General features: G+C 36.6%; 19 protein-coding genes. All 19 read left to right on the top strand.

Features of this window, described 5'->3' with window-relative positions; genetic code table 11:
• The first annotated feature begins 28 nt into the window (after positions 1-28).
• A complete protein-coding gene (locus V1503_RS18415; RefSeq protein ID WP_410628623.1) occupies positions 29-4,342 on the top strand; it encodes a PolC-type DNA polymerase III in 4,314 nt (1,437 codons plus the stop codon).
• A gap of 891 nt (positions 4,343-5,233) precedes the next feature.
• Positions 5,234-5,707: a ribosome maturation factor RimP gene (rimP, locus tag V1503_RS18420; RefSeq protein ID WP_214482718.1), complete on the top strand. Its 474-nt coding sequence runs from the start codon at positions 5,234-5,236 to the stop codon at positions 5,705-5,707.
• 68 nt (positions 5,708-5,775) lie between these two features.
• Positions 5,776-6,882: a transcription termination factor NusA gene (gene nusA / locus V1503_RS18425; protein WP_410628624.1), complete on the top strand. Its 1,107-nt coding sequence runs from the start codon at positions 5,776-5,778 to the stop codon at positions 6,880-6,882.
• A 28-nt stretch (positions 6,883-6,910) separates the two neighbouring features.
• The gene (gene rnpM, locus V1503_RS18430; RefSeq protein WP_214482720.1) at positions 6,911-7,195 is read left to right on the top strand and encodes an RNase P modulator RnpM; all 285 of its coding nucleotides are present in this window, start codon (positions 6,911-6,913) and stop codon (positions 7,193-7,195) included.
• Entirely contained in the window at positions 7,188-7,487 is a 300-nt protein-coding gene (locus tag V1503_RS18435; RefSeq protein WP_214482721.1) for a YlxQ family RNA-binding protein, read from the top strand. The genes rnpM and V1503_RS18435 overlap by 8 nt, the downstream gene beginning before the upstream one ends.
• 14 nt (positions 7,488-7,501) lie before the next feature.
• Positions 7,502-9,667, top strand: coding sequence for a translation initiation factor IF-2 (infB, locus tag V1503_RS18440; RefSeq protein ID WP_410628625.1), 2,166 nt, complete (start codon positions 7,502-7,504; stop codon positions 9,665-9,667).
• Positions 9,667-9,945 (top strand): DUF503 domain-containing protein, encoded by a 279-nt coding sequence (locus V1503_RS18445; protein WP_214482723.1) that lies wholly within the window; start codon positions 9,667-9,669, stop codon positions 9,943-9,945. The genes infB and V1503_RS18445 overlap by 1 nt, the downstream gene beginning before the upstream one ends.
• Before the next feature lie 16 nt (positions 9,946-9,961).
• Positions 9,962-10,336, top strand: coding sequence for a 30S ribosome-binding factor RbfA (gene rbfA, locus V1503_RS18450; protein ID WP_214482724.1), 375 nt, complete (start codon positions 9,962-9,964; stop codon positions 10,334-10,336).
• A gap of 472 nt (positions 10,337-10,808) precedes the next feature.
• Positions 10,809-11,729, top strand: a complete 921-nt coding sequence (gene truB / locus V1503_RS18455; RefSeq protein WP_410628626.1) for a tRNA pseudouridine(55) synthase TruB — start codon at positions 10,809-10,811, stop codon at positions 11,727-11,729.
• Positions 11,730-11,970: 241 nt separating this feature from the next.
• Positions 11,971-12,939, top strand: coding sequence for a bifunctional riboflavin kinase/FAD synthetase (gene ribF / locus V1503_RS18460; protein WP_410628627.1), 969 nt, complete (start codon positions 11,971-11,973; stop codon positions 12,937-12,939).
• Positions 12,940-13,044: 105 nt separating this feature from the next.
• Positions 13,045-13,314, top strand: a complete 270-nt coding sequence (gene rpsO, locus V1503_RS18465; protein ID WP_214482727.1) for a 30S ribosomal protein S15 — start codon at positions 13,045-13,047, stop codon at positions 13,312-13,314.
• A gap of 115 nt (positions 13,315-13,429) precedes the next feature.
• Positions 13,430-15,544 (top strand): polyribonucleotide nucleotidyltransferase, encoded by a 2,115-nt coding sequence (pnp, locus tag V1503_RS18470; protein ID WP_214482728.1) that lies wholly within the window; start codon positions 13,430-13,432, stop codon positions 15,542-15,544.
• Between the two features lie 490 nt (positions 15,545-16,034).
• Positions 16,035-16,994: a polysaccharide deacetylase family protein gene (locus tag V1503_RS18475; RefSeq protein WP_214482729.1), complete on the top strand. Its 960-nt coding sequence runs from the start codon at positions 16,035-16,037 to the stop codon at positions 16,992-16,994.
• A gap of 86 nt (positions 16,995-17,080) precedes the next feature.
• Entirely contained in the window at positions 17,081-18,316 is a 1,236-nt protein-coding gene (locus tag V1503_RS18480; RefSeq protein ID WP_214482730.1) for a M16 family metallopeptidase, read from the top strand.
• Positions 18,317-18,419: 103 nt separating this feature from the next.
• Positions 18,420-18,671, top strand: coding sequence for a YlmC/YmxH family sporulation protein (locus tag V1503_RS18485; protein WP_214482731.1), 252 nt, complete (start codon positions 18,420-18,422; stop codon positions 18,669-18,671).
• Between the two features lie 517 nt (positions 18,672-19,188).
• Positions 19,189-20,747, top strand: a protein-coding gene (locus V1503_RS18490; protein ID WP_410628628.1) for an IS3 family transposase whose coding sequence is annotated in 2 segments (ribosomal slippage) — positions 19,189-19,831 and positions 19,831-20,747 — 1,560 coding nt in all. Because the reading frame shifts where the segments join, the coding sequence is not laid out codon by codon here.
• A 182-nt stretch (positions 20,748-20,929) separates the two neighbouring features.
• Entirely contained in the window at positions 20,930-21,829 is a 900-nt protein-coding gene (gene dpaA / locus V1503_RS18495) for a dipicolinic acid synthetase subunit A (RefSeq protein WP_214482785.1), read from the top strand.
• Positions 21,829-22,431 (top strand): dipicolinate synthase subunit B, encoded by a 603-nt coding sequence (locus V1503_RS18500; RefSeq protein WP_410628629.1) that lies wholly within the window; start codon positions 21,829-21,831, stop codon positions 22,429-22,431. Before dpaA ends, V1503_RS18500 begins: the two co-directional genes overlap by 1 nt.
• Positions 22,432-22,611: 180 nt before the next feature.
• The gene (gene asd, locus V1503_RS18505; protein ID WP_410628630.1) at positions 22,612-23,658 is read left to right on the top strand and encodes an aspartate-semialdehyde dehydrogenase; all 1,047 of its coding nucleotides are present in this window, start codon (positions 22,612-22,614) and stop codon (positions 23,656-23,658) included.
• The last annotated feature ends 28 nt before the right edge of the window (positions 23,659-23,686 follow it).

Raw genomic sequence — 23,686 nt, forward strand, 5'->3', positions numbered from 1 at the left:
TCTATATGGTAGATAGGAGGGGGATAGAATGGAACAATTATCACAAGAGCAAAAAGAACGGTTTCAACTCCTGCTCCAACAGATTAATTGTACAGACGATGTATTTGTTAAGCATTTTCATCAAGCAGGAATAATAAAGCTTATTATCGATAAAGAAAAGAAGTCTTGGCATTTTCTATTTCAATTAGCAACCATCCTACCGATAGACATCTATAATTCCTTTAGCCTAGCCTTGCAAAAATCCTTTGCTCACATAGCAAATGTAACTTTTTCAATATTAGCTCGGGACAAGCAGTTCACAGAAGAGGACTTTCAGGCCTATTGGACGGTTTGTTTACTTGAATTTGAAGGTATTCAATCACCCTTGCTGAACCTACTACATGACCAGACTCCTCACTTGAATGGAATTAATGCAATTGTCAAAGTTCGAAATGATACCGAAGCTGTTGCTTTAAAGAGAAAATTTGCTAAAGATATTGGGGAAGTGTATCAACAATTTGGGTTCCCATACCTACAGCTAGAAACAGAAGTGAACTACTCGGAAAAAGAATATGAAAAATTTGTTGAACAAAAGCAACAAGAAGATCAACAAAAAGTCATGACAGCCATTGCAGAAATGCAAAAGAAAGAGGATCAAAATACTGAACATGTAGAAAGAAAAGGACCGCTAACAATCGGTTATACGATTAAAGACGATGAGGATATTCGCAGGATTGAACAAATAGAAGACGAAGAGCGGAGAATAGCCATTCAGGGATATATTTTTCATGCTGAAACGAAAGAGCTCCGCAGTGGTCGAACATTGTTAACATTTAAAGTAACTGATTATACCAGCTCTATTTTAGTGAAAATGTTTTCTCGAGATAAAGAGGATGTTTCTCTTTTACAAGCGGTGCAAAAAGGCATGTGGGTTCGAGTGAGAGGTAGCGTTCAAAACGACACTTTTGTCCGTGATTTAGTCATGATTGCGAATGATATTAATGAAATCAGGGGTCAAGAGCGACTTGATAACGAACCAGCTGATGAGAAACGTGTGGAACTACATCTGCATACGCCGATGAGTCAAATGGATGCCGTAACCTCTGTTACTAAATTAGTTGAGCAAGCAAAAAAATGGGGTCATAAGGCAATAGCAGTTACTGATCATGCAATCGCACAGTCTTTCCCAGAGGCTTTCTCTGCAGGTAAAAAGCATGGGGTGAAAATACTATATGGCTTAGAAGTGAACTTGGTAGATGACGGGGTTCCTATAGCATACAATGAACAGGATAGACTACTATCAGATGATACTTATGTTGTATTTGACGTAGAAACAACGGGCTTGTCTGCTGTTTACGATACAATTATAGAGCTGGCAGCTGTTAAGATGAAGGATGGTGAAATCATTGATCGCTTTGAAGCATTTGCCAATCCACACCATCCATTATCAGCAACTACGATTGAATTGACAGGTATTACTGATGATATGGTTAAAGACGCACCTGATATTGATGTTGTCATAAAGCAATTTCATGATTGGGTTGAAGATGATATTTTAGTTGCTCATAACGCAAGCTTTGATATGGGTTTTTTAAATGTAGGATATAAAAAAGTTGACTATGATAAAGCCAAAAACCCAGTAATAGACACTCTAGAATTAGCACGTGCATTATATCCAGAACTAAAAAACCATCGGTTGAATACGTTATGTAAAAAGTTTGACATAGAACTTACGCAACATCACCGTGCTATTTACGATGCTGAAGCCACTGGATACCTTTTAGCTAAATTGTTAAAAGATGCTCATGATAAAGATATAGAAAACCATAATGAGCTTAATCATAAGATGGCTAGGAATGATTCATATAAACGCTCGCGTCCATTTCATGCGACTATAATAGCACAAAACGATGTTGGACTTAAAAATCTTTTTAAGATCGTATCACTTTCCCATCTGCAATATTTTTTCCGTGTACCGCGCGTTCCTAGGTCACTATTGCAAAAATACCGTGAAGGAATCATCGTGGGTTCTGCTTGCGATCGAGGAGAAGTTTTTGAAGGAATGATGCAAAAATCTCCAGATGAGGTCGAGAGCATAGCACAGTTTTATGACTACTTAGAAGTTTTTCCACCTGATTTATATAAGCATTTAATTGAGCTTGAACTCGTTAGAAATGAAGATGCAATAAAAGATATTATTACAAAAATCGTTGATTTAAGTGAGAAATTAGCCATTCCTACTGTTGCTACAGGTAATGTCCACCATCTGGATCCAGAAGATAAGATTTATCGCAGAATTCTAATCGGTTCTCAAGGTGGTGCAAACCCGTTAAATCGACACAAACTACCTGATGCACATTTTAGAACTACTGATGATATGCTAGAAGCAATGGCATTCCTAGGTAAAGAACGGGCTAAGGAGATTGTTGTTACAAACACGGTAAACATTGCTGATCAAATTGATGAAATTAAACCTATTAGAGATGATTTGTACACACCAAAAATTGATGGGGCTGATGAAGAAGTCCGAGCGATGAGTTATAATCAAGCCCGTGATATTTATGGCAATGAGTTACCAGAAATTGTAGAAAAACGACTGGAGAAAGAATTAAAAAGCATCATTGGTCATGGTTTTGCAGTTATTTATTTAATCTCTCATAAATTAGTGAAAAAGTCATTAGATGATGGCTATCTTGTCGGCTCTCGTGGATCAGTTGGATCTTCCTTTGTAGCAACAATGACTGAAATAACTGAGGTAAACCCTTTACCTCCTCATTATGTTTGTCCTGAATGTAAACACTCGGAATTTTTTAATGATGGATCAGTTGGTTCAGGTTATGATTTACCTGACAAAGATTGCCCTCAGTGTGGCGCTAACTATAATAAAGACGGGCACGATATTCCTTTTGAGACGTTTTTAGGATTCAAAGGAGATAAAGTACCTGATATAGATTTGAATTTCTCGGGTGAATACCAGCCAATTGCTCATGATTACACGAAAGTTTTATTTGGAGAAGATAATGTATATCGTGCTGGTACAATCGGTACTGTTGCAGAAAAAACTGCATATGGCTTCGTAAGAGGATATACAAATGATCACAATTTGCATCTAAGGGGAGCGGAGATTGATCGATTAGTATCTGGGTGCACAGGGGTGAAGCGTACTACTGGACAACATCCAGGTGGTATTATTGTTGTACCCGATTATATGGATATTTATGACTTTTCACCAATTCAATATCCTGCTGATGATTCAAGCTCTGAGTGGAAAACGACTCATTTTGATTTCCACTCAATCCATGACAATCTACTGAAGTTAGATATACTCGGTCATGATGATCCAACAGTCATTCGGATGCTGCAAGATTTAAGTGGGATTGACCCTAAGACGATACCTACAGATGACCCAGAGGTAATGAAAATATTTAGTGGAACAGAGACATTAGGTGTTACTGAGGAACAGATTATGTGTAAAACAGGAACACTCGGTATTCCTGAGTTTGGAACAAGATTTGTTAGGCAAATGCTAGAAGATACTAAGCCAACAACCTTTTCTGAGCTCGTGCAAATATCTGGTCTTTCACATGGGACAGATGTATGGCTTGGTAATGCACAAGAGTTAATCCATAATAAGATTTGTACATTGAGTGAAGTGATCGGTTGTCGAGATGATATTATGGTCTACTTAATATACAAGGGACTGGAACCTTCACTTGCATTTAAAATAATGGAGTCTGTTCGTAAAGGGAAAGGGTTAACAGATGAATTCATGCAAGAAATGAAAAAGAATGAGGTGCCTGATTGGTATATCGATTCTTGTCTTAAGATAAAATACATGTTCCCAAAAGCCCATGCAACTGCGTATGTATTAATGGCTGTTAGAATAGCTTACTTTAAAGTTCACCATCCTCTCCTCTACTACGCAGCATATTTTACTGTACGCGCCGAAGACTTTGATATAGAAGCAATGGTGAGAGGGTCGAATGCAATTCGAGCCAAAATTGAAGAGATAAATGATAAAGGGTTAGAAGCTAGTACAAAGGAGAAAAATTTACTCACTGTATTAGAAATATCTATGGAAATGTGTGAACGTGGTTTTTCCTTCAAGAAGGTAGACTTATACAAATCAAGTGCGAATGAATTTATTATCGACGGAAATACGCTCATTCCACCATTTAATTCTATACCTGGTTTGGGAACTAACGCTGCGATTAATATTGTGAAGTCACGAAAAGAAGGTGAATTCCTCTCAAAAGAGGATTTGCAAAAACGTGGAAAGATTTCTAAAACAATTCTTGAGTACTTAGACAACCACGGCTGTTTAGAATCCTTACCTGATAAAAATCAATTATCACTATTTTAAAAAGGCTATTTTCGTAAACTTTGTAGTTATTATGTCAAAATACGAAAAGGCGAGAGAGGCACTATAGTTTATGAATTTTTCAAGCTACATTGCCTATCCCCTGGAGGGGGCGCTTCGCCATATCAATCGGAGGCAAAAAGCGCCTTCAAGTGATATGCCTCCAGCGCTTGTCGGGAATGATCGAGGCACTTCCGCTTTTCTACGGTCTAGCTGCAGTGCCTATCCCCTCGAGGTCGCTTCGCCATATCAATTGAAGGCAAAAAGCGCCTTCAAGCGATATGTCTCCAGCGCTTGTCGGGGATGACCGAGGCACCTCCGCTTTTCTAAAGTATTTGCATTAATATGGTGATTATGATATAGTTTTTATGGAGATACTATCATAAACGGCAAAGAAAAGAGTGGGGAAACCCACTCTTTCGTTTGTAGTAAATGGGAATTTTTTGTAGTGTCACGTTAAGTTTAGGCTCTTTTCGTATATTTTGTTGCAATTGTCTCAAAAAATAAAACAGTTGAAAGAGGAATTATGACTGTCATCGTTTCTCAATCGAAGATAAGTGACGGGCTAATTTTTTGAGATTAACAACAAACAATGAGTAAACAGCCCAATAGCTGTCAACTTGTACTTAGGTAATTGATCAAATAATTTGGTATCAGCTTTGGTCATAAGTCATGCCATGGAAAAGATGAAAGATCAATCATCTAGCTGGCTTATCTTGACATATGCTTGTCATCTATATGTGTAGCACAAGTGGTGTGCATATCTCAAGCGGTAAGGTATCTGAAAAGTACCTTTTGGTGATGTAACTAAAGTGCTTGTATGGATTAATCAAGTTACATGAATTTTGCTTTATGTAAAGCTAAGGCTTTGGTTCTCAAGTTAGGAGGAAGAAAATGAGTAAGAAGGTAACACAAATTGTTGAAGAATTAGTGATACCTATTTTATCAGAAATGCAGTTAGAATTAGTGGATATTGAATATGTGAAAGAAGGACAAAACTGGTTCCTTAGAGTTTTTATTGATTCAGAGAACGGAATTGATATAGAAGAATGCGGTATCGTTAGTGAAAAACTTGGAGAACAATTAGATGAAATTGATCCGATTCAACATAATTACTTTCTAGAAGTATCATCTCCAGGTGCCGAAAGACCACTGAAAAAAGAAAAGGATTTCGTTAATTCAATAGGTAAAAATGTATATATTAAAACCTATGAACCAGTAGATGGAGCAAAAGAGTTTGAAGGCGAGTTGACTGGTTTTAACGGTACAGTTGTTACAATATCAGTGAAGGTTAAAACAAGAACAAAAGTACTTGAAATACCTTATGATAAAGTTGCCAGTGCTAGACTTGCAATTGCATTCCACTAAAATAGAATTTAATGAAAAAGGATACGTAAGTTGTAGGAAGTTTTCATTGTGAGGGGGATTATTAGTAAATGGGTAGTGAACTTTTAGATGCCTTGACACAGCTGGAAAAGGAAAAGGGAGTTAGTAAGGATATCATCATTGATGCGATAGAAGCTGCTCTAATATCCGCGTACAAAAGGAATTTTAACCAAGCTCAAAACGTGCGTGTAGACCTAAATTTAGCTGTTGGATCTATGAAAGTATTTGCGCGTAAAGATGTCGTTGAGGAAGTGTTTGATCCTAGACTTGAAATTTCTGTTGAAGAGTCTAGACAAATCAATCCAAACTATCAAATCGGTGACGTAGTTGAATTAGAAGTGACACCAAAGGATTTCGGAAGAATTGCAGCTCAAACAGCAAAACAAGTCGTAACCCAACGTGTTCGCGAAGCGGAGCGAGGTGTCATTTATACTGAATTCATCGATCGTGAAGATGATATCATGACTGGTATTGTACAGCGCCTTGATCCTAAGTTTATTTACGTCGGATTAGGAAAAATCGAAGCGTTGTTACCGGTCAATGAACAGATGCCAAATGAAAGATTTCAGCCTCATGACCGAATCAAAGTTTATGTTACAAAAGTTGAAAAGACAACAAAGGGTCCACAAATTTTTGTTTCTAGAACACACCCAGGTCTTTTAAAACGTCTTTTTGAGCTTGAAGTACCAGAAATTTACGATGGAACCGTTGAAATTAAATCAGTTTCAAGGGAAGCTGGCGACCGTTCAAAAATATCAGTACATTGTGATAATCCTGAGGTTGATCCTGTTGGAGCATGTGTAGGCCCTAAAGGGCAACGTGTACAGGCGATTGTAGATGAATTAAAGGGTGAAAAAATTGATATCGTCCGTTGGTCGGAAGATACCATTGAATTTGTAGCAAATGCATTAAGTCCTTCAAAGGTATTGGAAGTTATCGTTAACGAAGAAGAAAAGGCAACGACAGTGATCGTTCCTGATTATCAACTATCTTTAGCAATCGGAAAACGGGGTCAAAATGCTCGTTTAGCAGCAAAGCTGACAGGATGGAAAATAGATATTAAGAGTCAATCAGAAGCTGAACAGCTTGGAATATATCCAGTTGATGATGCACCACTGTTTGATAAGCTTCCTGATGACGAGACATTCGATTTATAAGGAAAAATCGAGTGAGGTAGGTGCAAAAATGAAACAAAAGAAAATACCAATGAGAAAGTGCGTGGCTAGCGGTGAAATGAGGCCAAAAAAAGAATTAATACGTATTGTCCGATCCAAAGAAGGTGAAGTATCTGTCGACCAAACTGGTAAAAAAGCTGGTCGTGGTGCCTACTTAACGAAAGATAAGGACATTATTCTTCTTGCAAGAAAAAATAACCAATTATCAAGACATTTGAATGCACAAATTGAAGACGCTATTTATGAACAGTTAATAGAGCTTGTCGAGAAGGAGAAACAGTCATCACATGAATAAATGGATGTCTTTGTTAGGGTTAGCGAATCGAGCGCGAAAAATTGTTTCAGGAGAAGAACTTGTTCTGAAAGAAATTCGTAATAATCGAGCAAAAGTAATTTTATTGTCTGATGATGCCTCTCCTAATACTACGAAAAAGATAAGTGACAAATGTAATTATTATGGTGTTCCATTGCGCATTGTTGATGACAGATACACACTTGGGCAAGCGATTGGTAAAGAGGCACGTGTCGTCATTGCTGTCACTGATGAAGGATTTGCTCGAAAGTTGATTTCATTGCTCGAAATCTAATTGGGGGTGACCATATGGGAAAAATGAGAGTTTATGAATATGCAAAAAAACAAAACATATCCAGTAAAGAGGTAATTAATAAACTTAAGTCTTTAAATATTGTAGTGTCTAACCATATGGCTATGATCGATCAAAATATGATTGATAAGCTAGACAATAGCTATAATAGCTCAAAGCAAAACGAAGCATCGAAAATAAATGAACAAAAGCCAAAACAGGAGCAGCAAAAAGTAAACACTAATAATTCAGCACCTGTAAACAAGGCTAATAATCAACGAGAAGGGAAAAAACAAAATTTGCAAGTCCAACATCAGGGTCAGAAAGTAACAAATAAAAATAAAAAGAACAAAAACAATAAAAAAAATAACAACAATAAAAATAAACATCAACAACAGGCTCATCAGCCAGCAAAAAAAGTTGTAAAGGAACTACCATCAAAAATTACTTTTACAGGGTCTTTAACTGTTGGCGAACTTGCTAATAAATTAAACAAAGAGCCTTCTGAAATCATTAAAAAGCTATTGCTTTTAGGAGTAATGGCAACAATCAATCAAGACCTTGACAAGGATGCTATTGAGTTAGTTGCTAATGAATATGGTGTTGAGGTTGAAGAAGAAATCGTATTTGATGTGACAGAGTTTGAAAAATATGAAATGGAAGATTCAGAAGCTGACTTGAGCGAGCGTCCGCCAGTTGTAACAATTATGGGACATGTTGACCACGGTAAAACAACTTTGTTAGATTCAATACGAAATTCTAAAGTTACACAAAAAGAAGCTGGTGGGATTACACAGCATATCGGTGCGTATCAAATTGTTGCAAATGATAAGAAAATCACATTCCTAGATACTCCAGGACATGCTGCTTTTACAACAATGCGTGCACGTGGAGCCAAAATTACAGATATTACGATCTTAGTTGTTGCAGCCGATGATGGTGTTATGCCACAAACAGTTGAAGCGATTAACCATGCAAAAGCTGCAGAGGTACCAATCATTGTTGCCGTAAATAAAATGGATAAGCCATCAGCAAACCCTGAACGCGTCATGCAAGAGCTTACAGAACACGGCTTAGTCGCTGAAGATTGGGGCGGGGACACTATTTTTGTTCAGTTGTCTGCGATTACTGGTGAAGGGATAGACAATTTGTTAGAAATGATTCAGTTAGTTTCTGAAGTCGAAGAACTAAAAGCAAACCCTTCAAGAAAAGCAGTTGGAACAGTGATAGAGGCCCAATTAGATAAAGGTAGAGGGTCCGTTGCCACTTTGCTCGTTCAGAATGGAACGTTAAATGTCGGAGATCCTATTGTTGTTGGTAATACGTACGGACGTGTGAGAGCAATGGTCAATGATCTAGGTCGCCGAGTAAAACTAGCACAGCCTTCAACCCCGATTGAACTTACAGGTTTAAATGAAGTTCCACAGGCTGGAGATCAGTTCATGGTATTTAAAGATGAAAAAACTGCACGACAAGTAGGAGAAGCGCGTTTACAGAAACAAATGCTTGAGCAGAGAAGTGCAAAAACTAAAGTTACGTTGGACGACTTGTTCGAACAAATTAAACAAGGGGAAATGAAAGACCTTAATATAATTGTCAAAGCAGACGTTCAAGGCTCTGTAGAAGCATTAGCGGCAGCATTACAAAAGATAGATGTTGAAGGCGTGAAAATTAAAATTATCCATACAGGTGTTGGGGCTATATCTGAGTCGGACATTATTCTTGCATCGGCTTCAAGTGCAATTGTTATTGGCTTTAACGTTAGACCTGATGTTAATGCGAAAAGAACTGCTGAAGCGGAAGATGTAGATATCCGCTTACACAGAATTATTTATAAAGTAATTGAAGAAATTGAAGCTGCGATGAAAGGATTACTTGACCCTGAATTTGAAGAGAAAGTGGTTGGTCAGGTCGAAGTTCGTCAAACATTTAAAGTTTCAAGAGTAGGAACAATTGCTGGTTGTTATGTAACAGATGGTAAGGTGACAAGAGATAGTGGAATTCGTCTTATTAGAGATGGCATTGTCATTTTTGAAGGTGAAATTGACACACTTAAACGATTTAAAGATGATGTGAAAGAAGTATCACAAGGTTACGAATGTGGTATTACGATTGAAAAGTTCAATGATATTAAGGATGGCGACATCATCGAAGCATATGTGATGGAAGAAGTAAGTAAATAATGATTGGTTATGTTGAATGTGAATGCATCATTTATGATGCATCTTCACTCAAAGAAAAGCGATCAGTATTACAACGTATCTTAACTCGACAAAAGCAACAATTTAATGTGTCAGTTTCTGAAATTGATTTTCATGATGTTTGGCAACGGACAAAGATCGCCATTGTAACTGTATCGAACAACAAAAAAACGAGTGAAATTGAACTTCAACATGCTTTAAAATTGCTTGATTCGTTTCCTGAAATCGAAAGAACGATTACAACGTATGAGTGGTTTTGAAAAAGAGGTGATTATCATGAGTCATAGATCAACTAGAATAGCTGAACAAATGAAAAAAGAGCTAGGCCAAATTATCGGTCAAAAAATGAAGGACCCACGTATTGGATTCGTAACTGTCACAGATGTACGTGTAACAGGCGATTTACAACAAGCAAAAGTATATATATCTGTTCTTGGTAATGACGAAGAGAAACAGAATACGTTGTTGGGGTTAGAGAAAGCGAAGGGCTTCATTCGTTCAGAAATCGGTTCGCGGATTAGATTACGCAAAACACCAGAACTTTTATTCGAATTTGACGAGTCAATTGACTATGGGTATCGAATAGAATCTATATTGCATGATATTAACAAAGACGATAAAAACGAACAGCAAGATAATGAAAGAGGATAGGCGAATAGTCTATCCTTTTTTTAAAGAGACTGTTGCGGCAATGATTGTTGATTCAGGCTAGTTTCGCAAAAATTGTTAGAGCTAGACATGAAAATAATTATTGTAAGTGACGTCTTTTCTTCTCTAATCAATAGCAAAAATTTATAAAATCAAGCTACCGAGTATACGAAAGTAGTAATAAAGAGATCGTTAACATGCAATTTTCTTTGTACCAAGAAACGAGAATTTGATTGCAAGTAGGAAAGGTCTTGGACACTAGCTTCAACACACACCCCCTCGAGGTCACTTCACCATTATCATTTATGGCTAGCAGCGCCAATAAATCAAATGCTTCCATTGCTTGATGTGGATAATATCCCTGCGTTACGTACAGTGTATGATTCCAGTCATCTTTTTCATGAAAGCAAAGGTTCTAGGACTTACGAAAGGTGATCATTAAGCTAGCACATGTCTAAGTTAAGAGGTGATAAGTTTGAATGGAATACTATTACTAAATAAACCAAAGGGATTAACATCCCATGATTGTGTATTTAAATTAAGAAAGATGTTAAAAACAAAAAAAATAGGCCATACAGGCACTTTAGACCCGGATGTAACCGGTGTATTGCCATTATGTGTTGGTCAAGCTACAAAAGTTGTTGAGTTTCTCACAGCCGAAAATAAAGTGTATGAAGGCGAGGTTACACTCGGCTTTTCCACAACTACTGAAGACGCTTCTGGGGAGGTTGTAGCAGAAAAAAAGTTAGATCGAGTGATTAGTCGTCAAGAAGTCTTGCAAGTGTTTAACCAGTTAACTGGGCAAATCGAACAGACTCCACCTATGTACTCAGCAGTAAAAGTAAATGGTAAAAGGTTATATGAGTATGCCCGTCAAGGCATTGAGGTAGAGCGGCCAACAAGGACGATTACAATCCACAAGCTGTCTTTATTAGATGACCGGGAATTATATACTAATGATACAGTTTCTTTTCGATTTAGAATTTCGTGTAGCAAAGGTACATACGTCCGTACAGTAGCAGTCATGATTGGTGAACTGCTAGGGTTTCCAGCTCATATGTCCAACCTTATTCGAACTGAGTCGGGCAGCTTCTCACTACAACAATGCTTATCTTTTGATGAAATCGAGCAGTTGGTCAATGATGGTGAAGTAGAGGAGAAATTATTAACGATTGAAAGCGCACTTACTCATTTGCCGAAATTACAAATAAATGATAAAGTAGCAGAGAAAGTGAAAAATGGTGCAGTTTTGCCTATGGCGGAAGAACTATCAGATATAGAAGTTAATGTGCCTTTTTGTATGGTGGATCGTTTTAATCAATGTTTAGCATTATATATAAAACATCCAGAAAAAATGCATTTGATGAAGCCAAAAAAAGTGTTAGTTACGGTATAGCTTTAATGTGCGATCATATTTCCTATTTCTACAAGGCTACCTTCTCATAGCTAGTTGTTAATAGTACCTAGAAATAAACGATGATACAGCTAGATTTCATGGGATTTTTTCTTCATTAAAACGATGCCTGCTGCGTAAAATGACATTTCTATCATATAGGAACGATAGCAGCAAAGCGAATGAAAAGAGCCTTCTACAAAAAGGTAACAAACGAGTAAGAATAAGAAAAGGTGAGCAATAAATGAAAGTTATAAATATATCTCATCCTCATCAAATGAAAAAGGAATTAATCCCAGAAACAGTTTTGGCATTAGGCTTTTTTGATGGAGTGCACTTAGGTCATCAAAAAGTGATAAAAACTGCGAAAGAAATTGCTAATCAACTCGGTATGAAAAGTGCAGTGATGACTTTTTTTCCTCATCCTTCAGTTGTCCTAGCAAGTAAAGAAAAACATGTTGAGTATATTACTACACAAGCAGCTAAGGAGCAATATATTGCCAATTTGGGTGTAGACATGTTGTATGTTGTGAAATTCACGAGCGAGTTTGCAAATTTATTACCTCAGCAATTCGTTGACGATTATATTATTAATTTGCATGCTAAGCACGTTGTTGCTGGCTTTGATTTCACTTATGGTAAATTAGGTAAGGGTACGATGGAAACGTTGCCGTTTCATTCAAGAAATCAATTCGCGCAAACGACAGTTGATAAATTGATAGAAGGCAATGAGAAGATTAGTTCTACAGCTATACGTACGATGATAAAGAACGGTAATATGAAATCACTTCCTAGCTTTTTAGGCCGTAACTATCATGTAACTGGTATCGTGATTGATGGGGATAAAAGAGGAAGAACGATTGGGTTTCCAACTGCTAATGTCAAACTAGAAGAGAATCATATATATCCTGCTGTAGGAGTTTATGCTGTTCGAATCAAAGTAAAATCAACGTGGTATCAGGGTGTTTGTAATGTAGGTTTTAAACCAACATTTAATAAGAAAGAAGACCTGAAGCCTTCTGTAGAAGTTCATATTTTCCATTTCGATGAAATGATATACGGTGAACAAGTCGTAATAGAATGGCATGACAGAATTCGTAACGAGCAAAAATTTTCAAGCATTGAAGACTTAGTACAGCAAATCGAAGTGGATAAACAAGAAGCAATCAAGTACTTTGAAAAAAATAAGGAACAGACTTGCTTTTTGTCATAAAAAGGTGTAACCTATTATACGTATTATGAAAAGAACCGTTGCTTGGCAAGACGATTCACCAACGTTTGCTCGGTAACTGGGGATTATTTTGAGGAGGTGAAATGGATGGCTATCACACAAGAACGTAAAAATGAACTAATTGGTCAATACAAGACTCATGAAAGTGATACTGGTTCTCCAGAAGTTCAAATTGCTGTCCTAACTGAGGAAATTAATAATTTGAACGATCATTTACGTGTTCACAAAAAAGATCATCATTCACGTAGAGGTCTTTTAAAAATGGTAGGTAAACGCCGTAACCTATTAAATTACTTACGTAATAAAGATGTTACACGTTACCGCGAACTAATTAATAAACTTGGCTTACGTCGATAATCAACAGAAAGCGGGAGAGGATTCCCGCTTTTTTGTTAGCAAAAAATATACATAAAACTTGTAAAATAAAGTTCATACTAAAGTAACAATATAAAGAATAGAGAGGGGCATGAATATGGGACAAGATAAGCAAATCTTTTCTACGGAATGGGCCGGTAGGAAGCTAACCGTAGAAGTAGGTCAATTAGCGAAACAAGCTAATGGTGCAGTGTTGGTACGTTATGGAGATACAGTTGTTCTTAGTACTGCTACAGCTTCGAAAGAACCTAAAAAAGTTGACTTCTTTCCTCTAACAGTCAATTATGAAGAGCGATTATATGCTGTTGGGAAAATTCCAGGAGGCTTTATTAAAAGAGAAGGGAGACCAAGTGAAAAGGCGATTTTAGCTAGTCGACTAATCGATAGACCAATTCGCCCATTATTCCCTGATGGATTTAGAAATGAAGTCCAAGTGGTAAGTATGGTCATGAGTGTGGATCAAGATTGTTCATCTGAGCAAGCAGCTATGTTCGGATCTTCGTTGGCGTTATCGGTATCAGATATTCCGTTTAGCGGTCCTATCGCTGGTGTTGTTGTTGGTAGAATTGATGGTGAGTTTATCATTAATCCATCGGTTTCACAAATGGAGGAAAGCGATATTCATTTAGTAGTCGCTGGTACAATAGATGCCGTTAACATGGTTGAAGCTGGTGCAGAAGAAGTTCCAGAAGAAACGATGCTTGAAGCAATTATGTTTGGACATGAAGAGATTAAAAGGCTTATTTCATTCCAACAACAAATTGTTCAGGAAATTGGTAAAGAAAAAATGGAAGTAACACTTTATGAAGTTGATGAAGTACTTGAGAACGAAATTAGAGCACTCGCAGAGGAAGATATTAACAAGGCAGTACAAGTCTTTGAAAAAAAAGCTAGAGAGCAAGCAATTAACCAAGTTAAAGCATCTGTAATTGAAAAGTATGAAGAGCAAGATGCAAGCGAAGACACTTTAAAGCAAGTAAATGAAATTTTAGCTAAATTAGTTAAAAAAGAAGTTCGTCGCCTCATTACAGTAGAGAAGGTTAGGCCTGATGGACGTAAAGGTGATGAAATACGACCTCTTTCATCAACTATTGGAATTTTACCAAGAACTCATGGATCAGGTTTATTTACACGTGGACAAACCCAAGCATTGAGTATTTGTACATTAGGAGCTTTAGGGGATGTACAAATTTTAGATGGGCTTGGCATTGAAGAGTCGAAAAGATTTATGCATCATTATAACTTCCCTTCTTTTAGTGTTGGAGAAACGGGTCCAATGCGTGGTCCAGGACGTCGTGAAATTGGACACGGTGCCTTAGGTGAACGTGCACTTGAACAAGTAATCCCATCTGAGAAGGAATTTCCTTATACAATTAGGCTCGTATCCGAAGTGTTAGAGTCTAACGGTTCAACATCACAAGCTAGTATATGTGCTAGTACATTAGCTATGATGGATGCCGGTGTTCCAATTAAAGCACCTGTAGCGGGTATTGCAATGGGACTAGTAAAATCGGATGAGCATTATACAGTATTAACAGATATTCAAGGAATGGAAGATCATCTAGGTGACATGGACTTCAAAGTAGCTGGTACTGAAAAAGGCGTAACAGCTTTGCAAATGGATATTAAAATTGAAGGTTTATCACGTGAAATTTTAGAAGAAGCATTACTGCAGGCTAAAAAAGGTCGGATAGAAATATTAAATAGTATGCTTGCAACAATTAGCGAGCCACGCCAAGTTCTGTCTGAGTATGCACCAAAAATATTCACTATGTCGATTAATCCGGATAAAATAAGAGATGTAATTGGCCCAAGTGGTAAACAAATTAATAAAATTATTGAAGAGACTGGGGTAAAAATCGATATCGAGCAAGATGGAACTGTCTTTATTTCTCATATGGATGAAGAAATGAATCAAAAGGCGAAGAAAATTATTGAAGATATCGTTCGTGAAATTGAAGTCGGCCAACTTTATCTAGGTAAAGTAAAAAGAATTGAAAAATTTGGTGCTTTTGTTGAGTTATTTAGTGGAAAAGATGGCCTTGTTCATATATCTGCACTTGCTGAAGAACGTGTTGGCAAAGTAGAGGATGTTGTCAAAATTGGCGATGAAATTTTAGTGAAAGTAATAGAAATTGATAAGCAAGGAAGAGTTAACTTATCAAGAAAAGCAGTTTTACGAGAGCAAAAGGAACAAGAACAAAAATCTTAAGCTTTTTCGTAAACTTTGTTGTATATTTTCAAAAAATGGACAGCAAGGTGAAGGTTTATCGATTATAAAAAATAGTAAAGATGTCACAAACGCTAGAGTTTACGTGTATTCTCTAGTTCAACAAGCTGTGCAAACGCATCAAAACTTTAAAAATTTGTTTCCATTATTTATAGCATAGATAGCTCGGCATTAAAGCCGAGTTTTTCTTAAGGCTTTCTTTTAGCAACTTTATTGCTACAAACCTACAGCAGCAAAACGAAGCTATATGTGATTTGAAGAGAAGATGGCATTTACAATCTAAATGTAGTCTTATTTATTTGTTAGAACGACAAATAATTTTAGTGATCATGTATGTTAAAAGAACCCTATAGAGGGAGAAGACTTAAACGTGCGACCAACACATCATCTGCATTTTGAATAACATCTTCAATGTTAGTTGTTCTACCTTGTCCTCATTATACATATTTTTTAGTATAAAGGGGGAAAACTAATGAGAAAGTTATCAGTGCAGATTCTTGCTTTTATAACAATATTAATTATTACTATTGGTGCAGTCCAAAATCCGTTTACAACTAGTTACGTAAAAGGGTTAAAAAACAGTACGATGACTGTAGCAAAGCAAATGGATTCACTTTACATAGAAATAAAGGAGAAAGCTCCTCAATATAAGATTCCTGCACAGAATGCTGAGGTTCATAAAGTGTGGAAAGCAACACCTGGGTATAATGGTTTACAAGTTGATATAGAGGCTTCTTATGAGAATATGAAAAAAGAGGGTAATTTTGATGAGAAAAAACTTGTATTTCAACAAGTTAAGCCTAATATCCACTTATCGGATTTACCTCCTTCGCCAATATATAGAGGACATCCAGATAAACCGATGGTTGCTTTCCTAATAAATGTTGCTTGGGGAACAGAGTACATCCCATCAATGTTAGAAATATTAAATAAACATAAAGTAAAAGCTACTTTTTTTCTGGAAGGTCGCTGGGTAAAAGAGAACCCTGACCTTGCAAAAATGATAGTGGACGCTGGTTTTGAGGTTGGAAATCATTCGTACTCACATCCAAATTTAAGATTGATGGGTTCGGATGAAATCCGCGATCAATTAGTTAAGACAAACGACATCATTCAGGCAACGACAAATAAATCCTCAACTTTGTTTGCTCCACCTAGTGGAAGCATTCGAGATGAAGTTGTAGAAATTGCATCTGAGCTAAATATGGGGACGATTATGTGGAGTGTTGATACAATTGATTGGCAACGCCCAGAGCCTCATGTAATAGTAGACCGCGTAATGACTAAAGTACATAAAGGTGCAATGATCTTAATGCATCCAACTTCTTCAACAACCCAAGCACTTGAAACATTAATACTTTCAATTAAGCAAAAAAAATTACAAATAGTTGATGTTACTACATTACTAAGTGAAGAACGAATCTTACGATGAAGGTACGTTCGCTTAAAGACACCTTATTTTTACAATTTAATAGGTGAGAAACTAGTTAATAATGCAGTAACTAAGGAGGAACGAAGTTGATTAAGAAATATACATGCCAAAATGGTGCAAGAATTGTGTTAGAAAATATACCTTCTGTTCGTTCAGTTGCAATTGGTATTTGGATTAAAACTGGATCACGTAATGAAAATGAACAGAATAATGGAATTTCACATTTTTTAGAGCATATGTTCTTTAAAGGGACAACTAATCGTTCCGCTAAAGAGATTGCAGAAGCATTTGATAGTATCGGTGGACAAGTAAATGCCTTCACGTCCAAAGAATATACTTGTTACTATGCAAAAGTACTTGATGAGCATGCTACATACGCTTTGGATATACTGTCGGACATGTTTTTTAATTCTGTCTTTGATGAGGAAGAGCTACAGAAGGAAAAGAACGTTGTGCTTGAAGAAATTAAAATGTACGAAGACACTCCTGACGACATTGTACACGATTTATTAAGTAAAGCTACCTTTGGTCAGCATTCATTAGGCTATCCAATTTTGGGTACAGAAGAGACGCTTGAAACATTCAATGGAGAAGCTTTACGAGATTATATGAAAAATACATATACACCTGAAAATGTCGTGATTTCAGTAGCTGGTAACATTAATGAGAGCTTTATTAAAGATGTTGAGCAACAATTTGGGTCTTATGAATCTGAAGTAACGGTTGATGAATTAACGACGCCATCTTTCCATACGGACAAATTAGTACGTAAAAAAGAAACAGAACAGGCTCATCTATGTATGGGATTTAACGGGTTACCTGTAGGACATAAGGATATTTATAGTCTTATCGTGTTAAATAATATCTTAGGTGGAAGTATGAGTAGCCGCTTATTCCAAGAGGTTAGAGAAAAAAGGGGATTAGCCTATTCCATATTTTCTTATCATTCCTCTTATCAAGATAATGGTATGGTTACGATATATGGCGGAACAGGAAAACATCAGCTTGAAACATTATTTGATACCGTCCAAGAAACGTTATTAGACTTAAAAAATGACGGTATTAGTACAAAAGAGTTAAAAAATAATAAGGAACAAATGAAAGGAAATTTAACATTAAGTCTTGAAAGTACCAATAGTCGAATGAGTAGAAACGGTAAAAACGAACTGTTGTTAAAACGTCATCGGTCATTAGATGAGGTACTATTAGATATTGATTCAGTTAGTGAAGAGAGTGTCAATCGTTTAGCAAGAGAACTTTTTACTGAACAGTTCTCCACAGCTCTCATTAGTCCTGACGGTATATTGCCGGTAGGCAAATAAGCCATCTTCAACATGATCGTCCAAACGATTTTATGCCTATAGAAACTTGTAGGCATTTTTTTTATGGTTATCCCCTACAATGTAGTAGAGAGGAGGATAAAAAATGAGATTAAGTGAATTAAGTGGCAAGGAAATTGTTGATGTCAAAAGAGCAGAAAGATTAGGAGTACTAGGCCAAACTGACTTAGAGATCAATGAACAAACTGGACAGATAAATGCATTAATTATTCCAACATTAAAATGGTTTGGATTTCGAAAGCAAGGCACTGAAGTGCGTGTTCCTTGGAAGCATATTAAAAAAATTGGATCCGATATGGTGATTATAGACATACCAGAAACTGAAACAAACGAGTGAAACTTTAAAAATGAGATGTTAGAGGTTGTGATCAGGTGGAAATGATACTCCACCTGATTAAGTATCTCTATTTGTGATAATGTGCGTCTAACAGTCTTTTAGCCGAGCTATCAATCGGTGTCTTTAATGCATAATCTTTTTTACATAGATGGTTGATTTTGTACTGTAACTAGAATTTGCTTCAACTTCTACCTTCGGTACAAAGAGATAGAAGTTGTTAAATTCGTCGTCAGCTATTTTTACGAAAGGCTGTGTTCGAATTGTTTGTGGATTATCGTTAGAAAAAATAAGTACGTATACAACTAAAGTTTCATGGCAATTTTTCTTCTAAAACCTATACGGTCACATATCCCCCTAATTTACTGCTTCAATCGTTATAAAGGTTCTAAAAAGAGCCTTATGATAATAACGTCATATCACTATAGAGGCAATAATAAAAGATTAACTGGATTGATATGCTCCCCTTAAGGTAGACAGATTAAAAAATAAAATCTGATTACCTTAAGGGGGCTTTTTTATGTCCAATAAATTTTTCTCTATTGAATTTAAACATGAAGTGGTGAGGGCATATAACAACGAAAACTTCACTCTAAAAGAGCTAACAACAATGTACCAAATTCCTAAAAATACTATTTATAAATGGGTAGAGCGATTTGAGAAAAGTGGAATTGATGGATTAATTGACTCTAAAACATGGAAAAACTACTCCAAAGAATTAAAGGAAGCTGCAGTTAAAGATTATTTGTCAGGGGAATACTCTCAACGTGAGGTTGTTCGTAAATATGAAATTTCAAGTTGTTCCGTCCTTGAGAAATGGGTTTACAAGTATAATAGTCATAGTGAATTAAAAGATACGACACAAGGAAGGACAAGGACTATGACTAACGGAAGAAATACGACTTGGGAAGAACGGATACAAATTGTAATGGACTGTTTAGGGAATGGCAAAGATTATCAAACAACAGCTGAGACCTACAAGGTCTCTTATCAACAGGTGTACCAATGGGTTAAGAAGTATGAAAATGGTGGAGATGAAGGACTTAAAGATAAACGTGGAAAAAAGAAAGAAGAAGTAAAGCTAACTCCAGAAGAGAAGATTGAACTCCAGATGAAAAAGCTAGAAAGAGAAAATGAGCGCTTACGTGCGGAAAATTTATTCTTAAAAAAGTTAGAGGAAATCGAAAGGAGGCGAAAGTAAGCTGCATTCGATATGAAGACAAGTATATTGCCATTCAGGAACTTAATGAAAGCAAAGGCCTGAGTATTCTATTGCTTTGTGAAGTGGCAGGTATTACGAGAGGTGCTTACTATAAGTGGCTGAAACGGAAGCCTTCGGCACAAGAACTTCAGAACGAAGAGATTATTAAAGAAATGATGGTTCTACATAAGAAGGTCGATGGGATATATGGATATCGTCGAATGACGTTAAATATCAATCGGAAATTTGAAGAGAACTTTAATTACAAACGTATTTATAGACTAATGAAGGTAGCCTGCATACAGTCTGTCATTCGAAGAAAGAAAAATTCTTATAAGAGCTCTACTCCTCAACATGTCGCAGAAAATGTGTTAAATCGCGAATTCACGGCAGAAAAACCGAATGAAAAATGGGTAACGGACGTAACGGAATTTAAATATGGAGTATCAAAGAAAGCTTATTTAAGTGCTATTCTCGATCTATATGATGGCTCAATTATTAGTTATGTTTTAGGGAATTCGAATAATAACCTTCTTGTGTTTAATACTCTTGACCGAGCGATAGACCAACTGAACGGGGATTATCCACTAATACATAGTGACCGAGGATTTCAGTACACATCTAAAGGGTTTAAACGAAAAATAGATGCCGCTAAGATGACACAAAGTATGTCGCGAGTAGGTCGATGCATTGATAATGGACCGATGGAATCTTTTTGGGGAGCACTGAAATGTGAGAAGTATTATTTAAATAAATATGAGAACTTTGAAGAATTATCTCAAGCCATAGAAGACTATATACATTTTTATAATTACGATAGGTACCAAAAACGATTAAATGGCCTTAGCCCTATGGAATATAGAGCTAAAGCCGCTTAAGTGACTTTTTATTATTTCCGCTGTCTACTAGACAGGGGGCAGTTCAGATTTGGTTAGTCTTTTTTTTTGTAATCATTCACCTTATGAAATCCCATAACATAAAATGTGAAAGGAACGGGAATATATAGGCATTTATCCTACACATTTTGCGCGTAATTTATCATCAAAAGAAGGTGAATTTAATGCTAACAGGCATGAACATTGCTGTTATAGGTGGAGATGCACGTCAACTTGAGGTCATACGGAAGCTAACTGAGTTAGATGCAAAGTTATCATTAATAGGGTTTGATCAGCTAGACCATGGATTTACTGGGGCTACTAAAGAGCAAATTGACGAACTTAAATATTCAGATATAAGTGCCATCGTATTACCTATAGCTGGAACGAACAATGAAGGAAAAATAGAAACAATATTTTCAAATGAAAAAGTAGTACTAACAAAAGAAATGTTATTACAAACACCAGAACATTGTGCGATATATACGGGTATTAGTAACGAATACTTGGATCAACTTACGACAGCGTCTAATAGAAAACTCGTACAAATAATGGAAAGAGATGATGTGGCGATATACAACTCAATACCTACAGTTGAGGGTACGATCATGATGGTCATTCAAAATACCGATTTTACCATTCATAATTCTAAAGTAGCCGTATTAGGGTTTGGTAGGATTGGCATGAGCGTTGCTCGTTCTTTTCACTCACTAGGAGCTATGGTGAAGGTTGGTGCAAGGCGATCAGAACATTTAGCTAGAATCTATGAAATGGGGATAGAGCCTTTTCATTTATCGTTATTAAATAAAGAAGTTAGTGATATTGATGTGTGTATTAATACCATTCCTCATCCTATTGTGACAGCAGGCGTGATTTCTAGAATGCCAGCCCATACATTAATTGTTGATCTGGCGACAAAACCAGGTGGAACTGATTTTCGTTACGCAGAAAAACGTGGCATTAAAGCGTTTTTAGCACCTGGCTTACCAGGTATCGTTGCACCAAAAACAGCAGGTCAAATTGTTGCCAATGTACTGTCTCAATTGTTAATTGAAGACTTACAACAAAGAAAGGTGGACGAATAATGTCGTTAGTTGGGAAAAGAATAGGTTTCGGCTTAACAGGTTCACATTGTACCTATGATGCGGTAGTACCACAAATTAAGCAACTAATTAAGTCAGGTGCAGAGGTATTGCCTGTTGTTTCTCACACTGTTCAAACAACCGACACTCGGTTTGGCGAAGGTGAAGATTGGGTACGAAAAATTGAAGAGCTAACAGGTCAAGAAGTAATCAATACAATTGTAAAAGCAGAACCGCTTGGACCAAAAATTCCTTTAGATTGCATGGTAATTGCTCCATTAACAGGTAATTCATTGAGCAAATTTGCTAACGCAATGACTGATTCCCCAGTACTAATGGCTGCAAAAGCAACGTTAAGAAACCAAAGACCTGTGGTTGTTGGTATTTCAACAAATGATGCGCTTGGCTTGAATGGTGTCAATTTAATGAGGTTAATGGCTACGAAAAATATATACTTTATACCTTTTGGTCAAGACGCACCGGTAAAGAAACCAAATTCTATGGTTGCTGATATGGATAAGCTACAGGGTACCGTATTATCAGCTCTGGAAGGTCGACAATTACAACCAGTAATAATTGAGCGCTTTCAAGATAGCCAACTTTGAATAAACTTGATAAAATATAATAGAAGTGCAAAATTATGAGGGATTTTATTTAAAAACTGCTCTTCTTTAATGCGTGAATATGATAAAATATTGTTTATTATAAAATAGGGAAACAGATGAACTATTCCTCATTAATGATGAATGATACCTTAGTTGGTTACTTTCGAAAGGGGCAATAAAATGGAGCACGTTAAAGGATATCATGTGGCAGTTTTAGGAGCAACAGGGGCAGTAGGACAACAAATGATCAAAACTTTAGAAGAGCGAAAATTCCCGGTAGCAAAGCTAACCTTGCTTTCGTCAGAGCGTTCAGCAGGAAAAAAAGTGTTGTTTAATGGGAATGAAGTAGAAGTGCAAGTTGCAACACCAGAGAGTTTTCAAGGTGTAGACATAGCTCTTTTTAGTGCAGGTGGTAGTATTTCAAAACGATTTGCACCAGAAGCGGTGAAGCATGGTGCGATTGTTGTGGATAATACAAGCGCGTTCAGAATGGATGAAAATGTACCTCTCATTGTTCCTGAAGTAAATGAAGATGATCTTAAAAACCATCAAGGAATTATTGCTAACCCGAATTGTTCGACCATTCAAATGGTCGTTGCATTAGAACCTATTCAAAAGGCATTTGGACTAACAAAAGTCTTAGTTTCAACATATCAGGCAGTATCTGGTGCAGGTGCAGCTGCAATTAAAGAGTTAAAAGATCAAACAAAAGCAATTATCGAAAATGAAGAATTTACTCCGGCTGTGCTACCGGTAAGTGGAGACGATAAGCACTATCAAATAGCGTTTAACGCGGTGCCACAAATTGATAAATTCCAAGATAATGGTTTTACGTTTGAAGAGATGAAAATGATCAATGAAACAAAAAAGATTATGCATAGACCAGATTTAGAAGTTGCAGCGACATGCGTTCGTCTTCCTATAGAAACAGGGCATTCTGAATCAGTATATTTTGAGATTAAGGATCAGAATGTTGCAGCGCAAGATGTAATTAATGTACTATCGGATGCACCTGGTGTAGTCGTTCAAGACAATACAGCGGAACAGGTCTATCCAATGCCTGCCCATAGTGTAGGTAAAAACGATGTTTTTGTAGGTAGAATACGTAAAGATTTAGACCGTGATCATGGATTTCATATGTGGGTAGTATCTGATAATTTACTCAAAGGTGCAGCTTGGAATTCTGTGCAAATTGCAGAAAGTCTAATTAAATTAAATTTAGTGTAAATTCATATAAGCTGAGTTAATTCTTGTA

Source organism: Nanhaiella sioensis (assembly GCF_046557775.1).
GTDB classification, from domain to species: domain Bacteria; phylum Bacillota; class Bacilli; order Bacillales; family SM2101; genus Nanhaiella; species Nanhaiella sioensis.

Coding starts and splice junctions, on each gene's coding strand:
- V1503_RS18415 (WP_410628623.1), top strand. CDS start 29: ATGGAACAATTATCACAAGAGCAAAAAGAACGGTTTCAACTCCTGCTC.
- rimP (WP_214482718.1), top strand. CDS start 5,234: ATGAGTAAGAAGGTAACACAAATTGTTGAAGAATTAGTGATACCTATT.
- nusA (WP_410628624.1), top strand. CDS start 5,776: ATGGGTAGTGAACTTTTAGATGCCTTGACACAGCTGGAAAAGGAAAAG.
- rnpM (WP_214482720.1), top strand. CDS start 6,911: ATGAAACAAAAGAAAATACCAATGAGAAAGTGCGTGGCTAGCGGTGAA.
- V1503_RS18435 (WP_214482721.1), top strand. CDS start 7,188: ATGAATAAATGGATGTCTTTGTTAGGGTTAGCGAATCGAGCGCGAAAA.
- infB (WP_410628625.1), top strand. CDS start 7,502: ATGGGAAAAATGAGAGTTTATGAATATGCAAAAAAACAAAACATATCC.
- V1503_RS18445 (WP_214482723.1), top strand. CDS start 9,667: ATGATTGGTTATGTTGAATGTGAATGCATCATTTATGATGCATCTTCA.
- rbfA (WP_214482724.1), top strand. CDS start 9,962: ATGAGTCATAGATCAACTAGAATAGCTGAACAAATGAAAAAAGAGCTA.
- ribF (WP_410628627.1), top strand. CDS start 11,971: ATGAAAGTTATAAATATATCTCATCCTCATCAAATGAAAAAGGAATTA.
- rpsO (WP_214482727.1), top strand. CDS start 13,045: ATGGCTATCACACAAGAACGTAAAAATGAACTAATTGGTCAATACAAG.
- pnp (WP_214482728.1), top strand. CDS start 13,430: ATGGGACAAGATAAGCAAATCTTTTCTACGGAATGGGCCGGTAGGAAG.
- V1503_RS18475 (WP_214482729.1), top strand. CDS start 16,035: ATGAGAAAGTTATCAGTGCAGATTCTTGCTTTTATAACAATATTAATT.
- V1503_RS18485 (WP_214482731.1), top strand. CDS start 18,420: ATGAGATTAAGTGAATTAAGTGGCAAGGAAATTGTTGATGTCAAAAGA.
- dpaA (WP_214482785.1), top strand. CDS start 20,930: ATGCTAACAGGCATGAACATTGCTGTTATAGGTGGAGATGCACGTCAA.
- V1503_RS18500 (WP_410628629.1), top strand. CDS start 21,829: ATGTCGTTAGTTGGGAAAAGAATAGGTTTCGGCTTAACAGGTTCACAT.
- asd (WP_410628630.1), top strand. CDS start 22,612: ATGGAGCACGTTAAAGGATATCATGTGGCAGTTTTAGGAGCAACAGGG.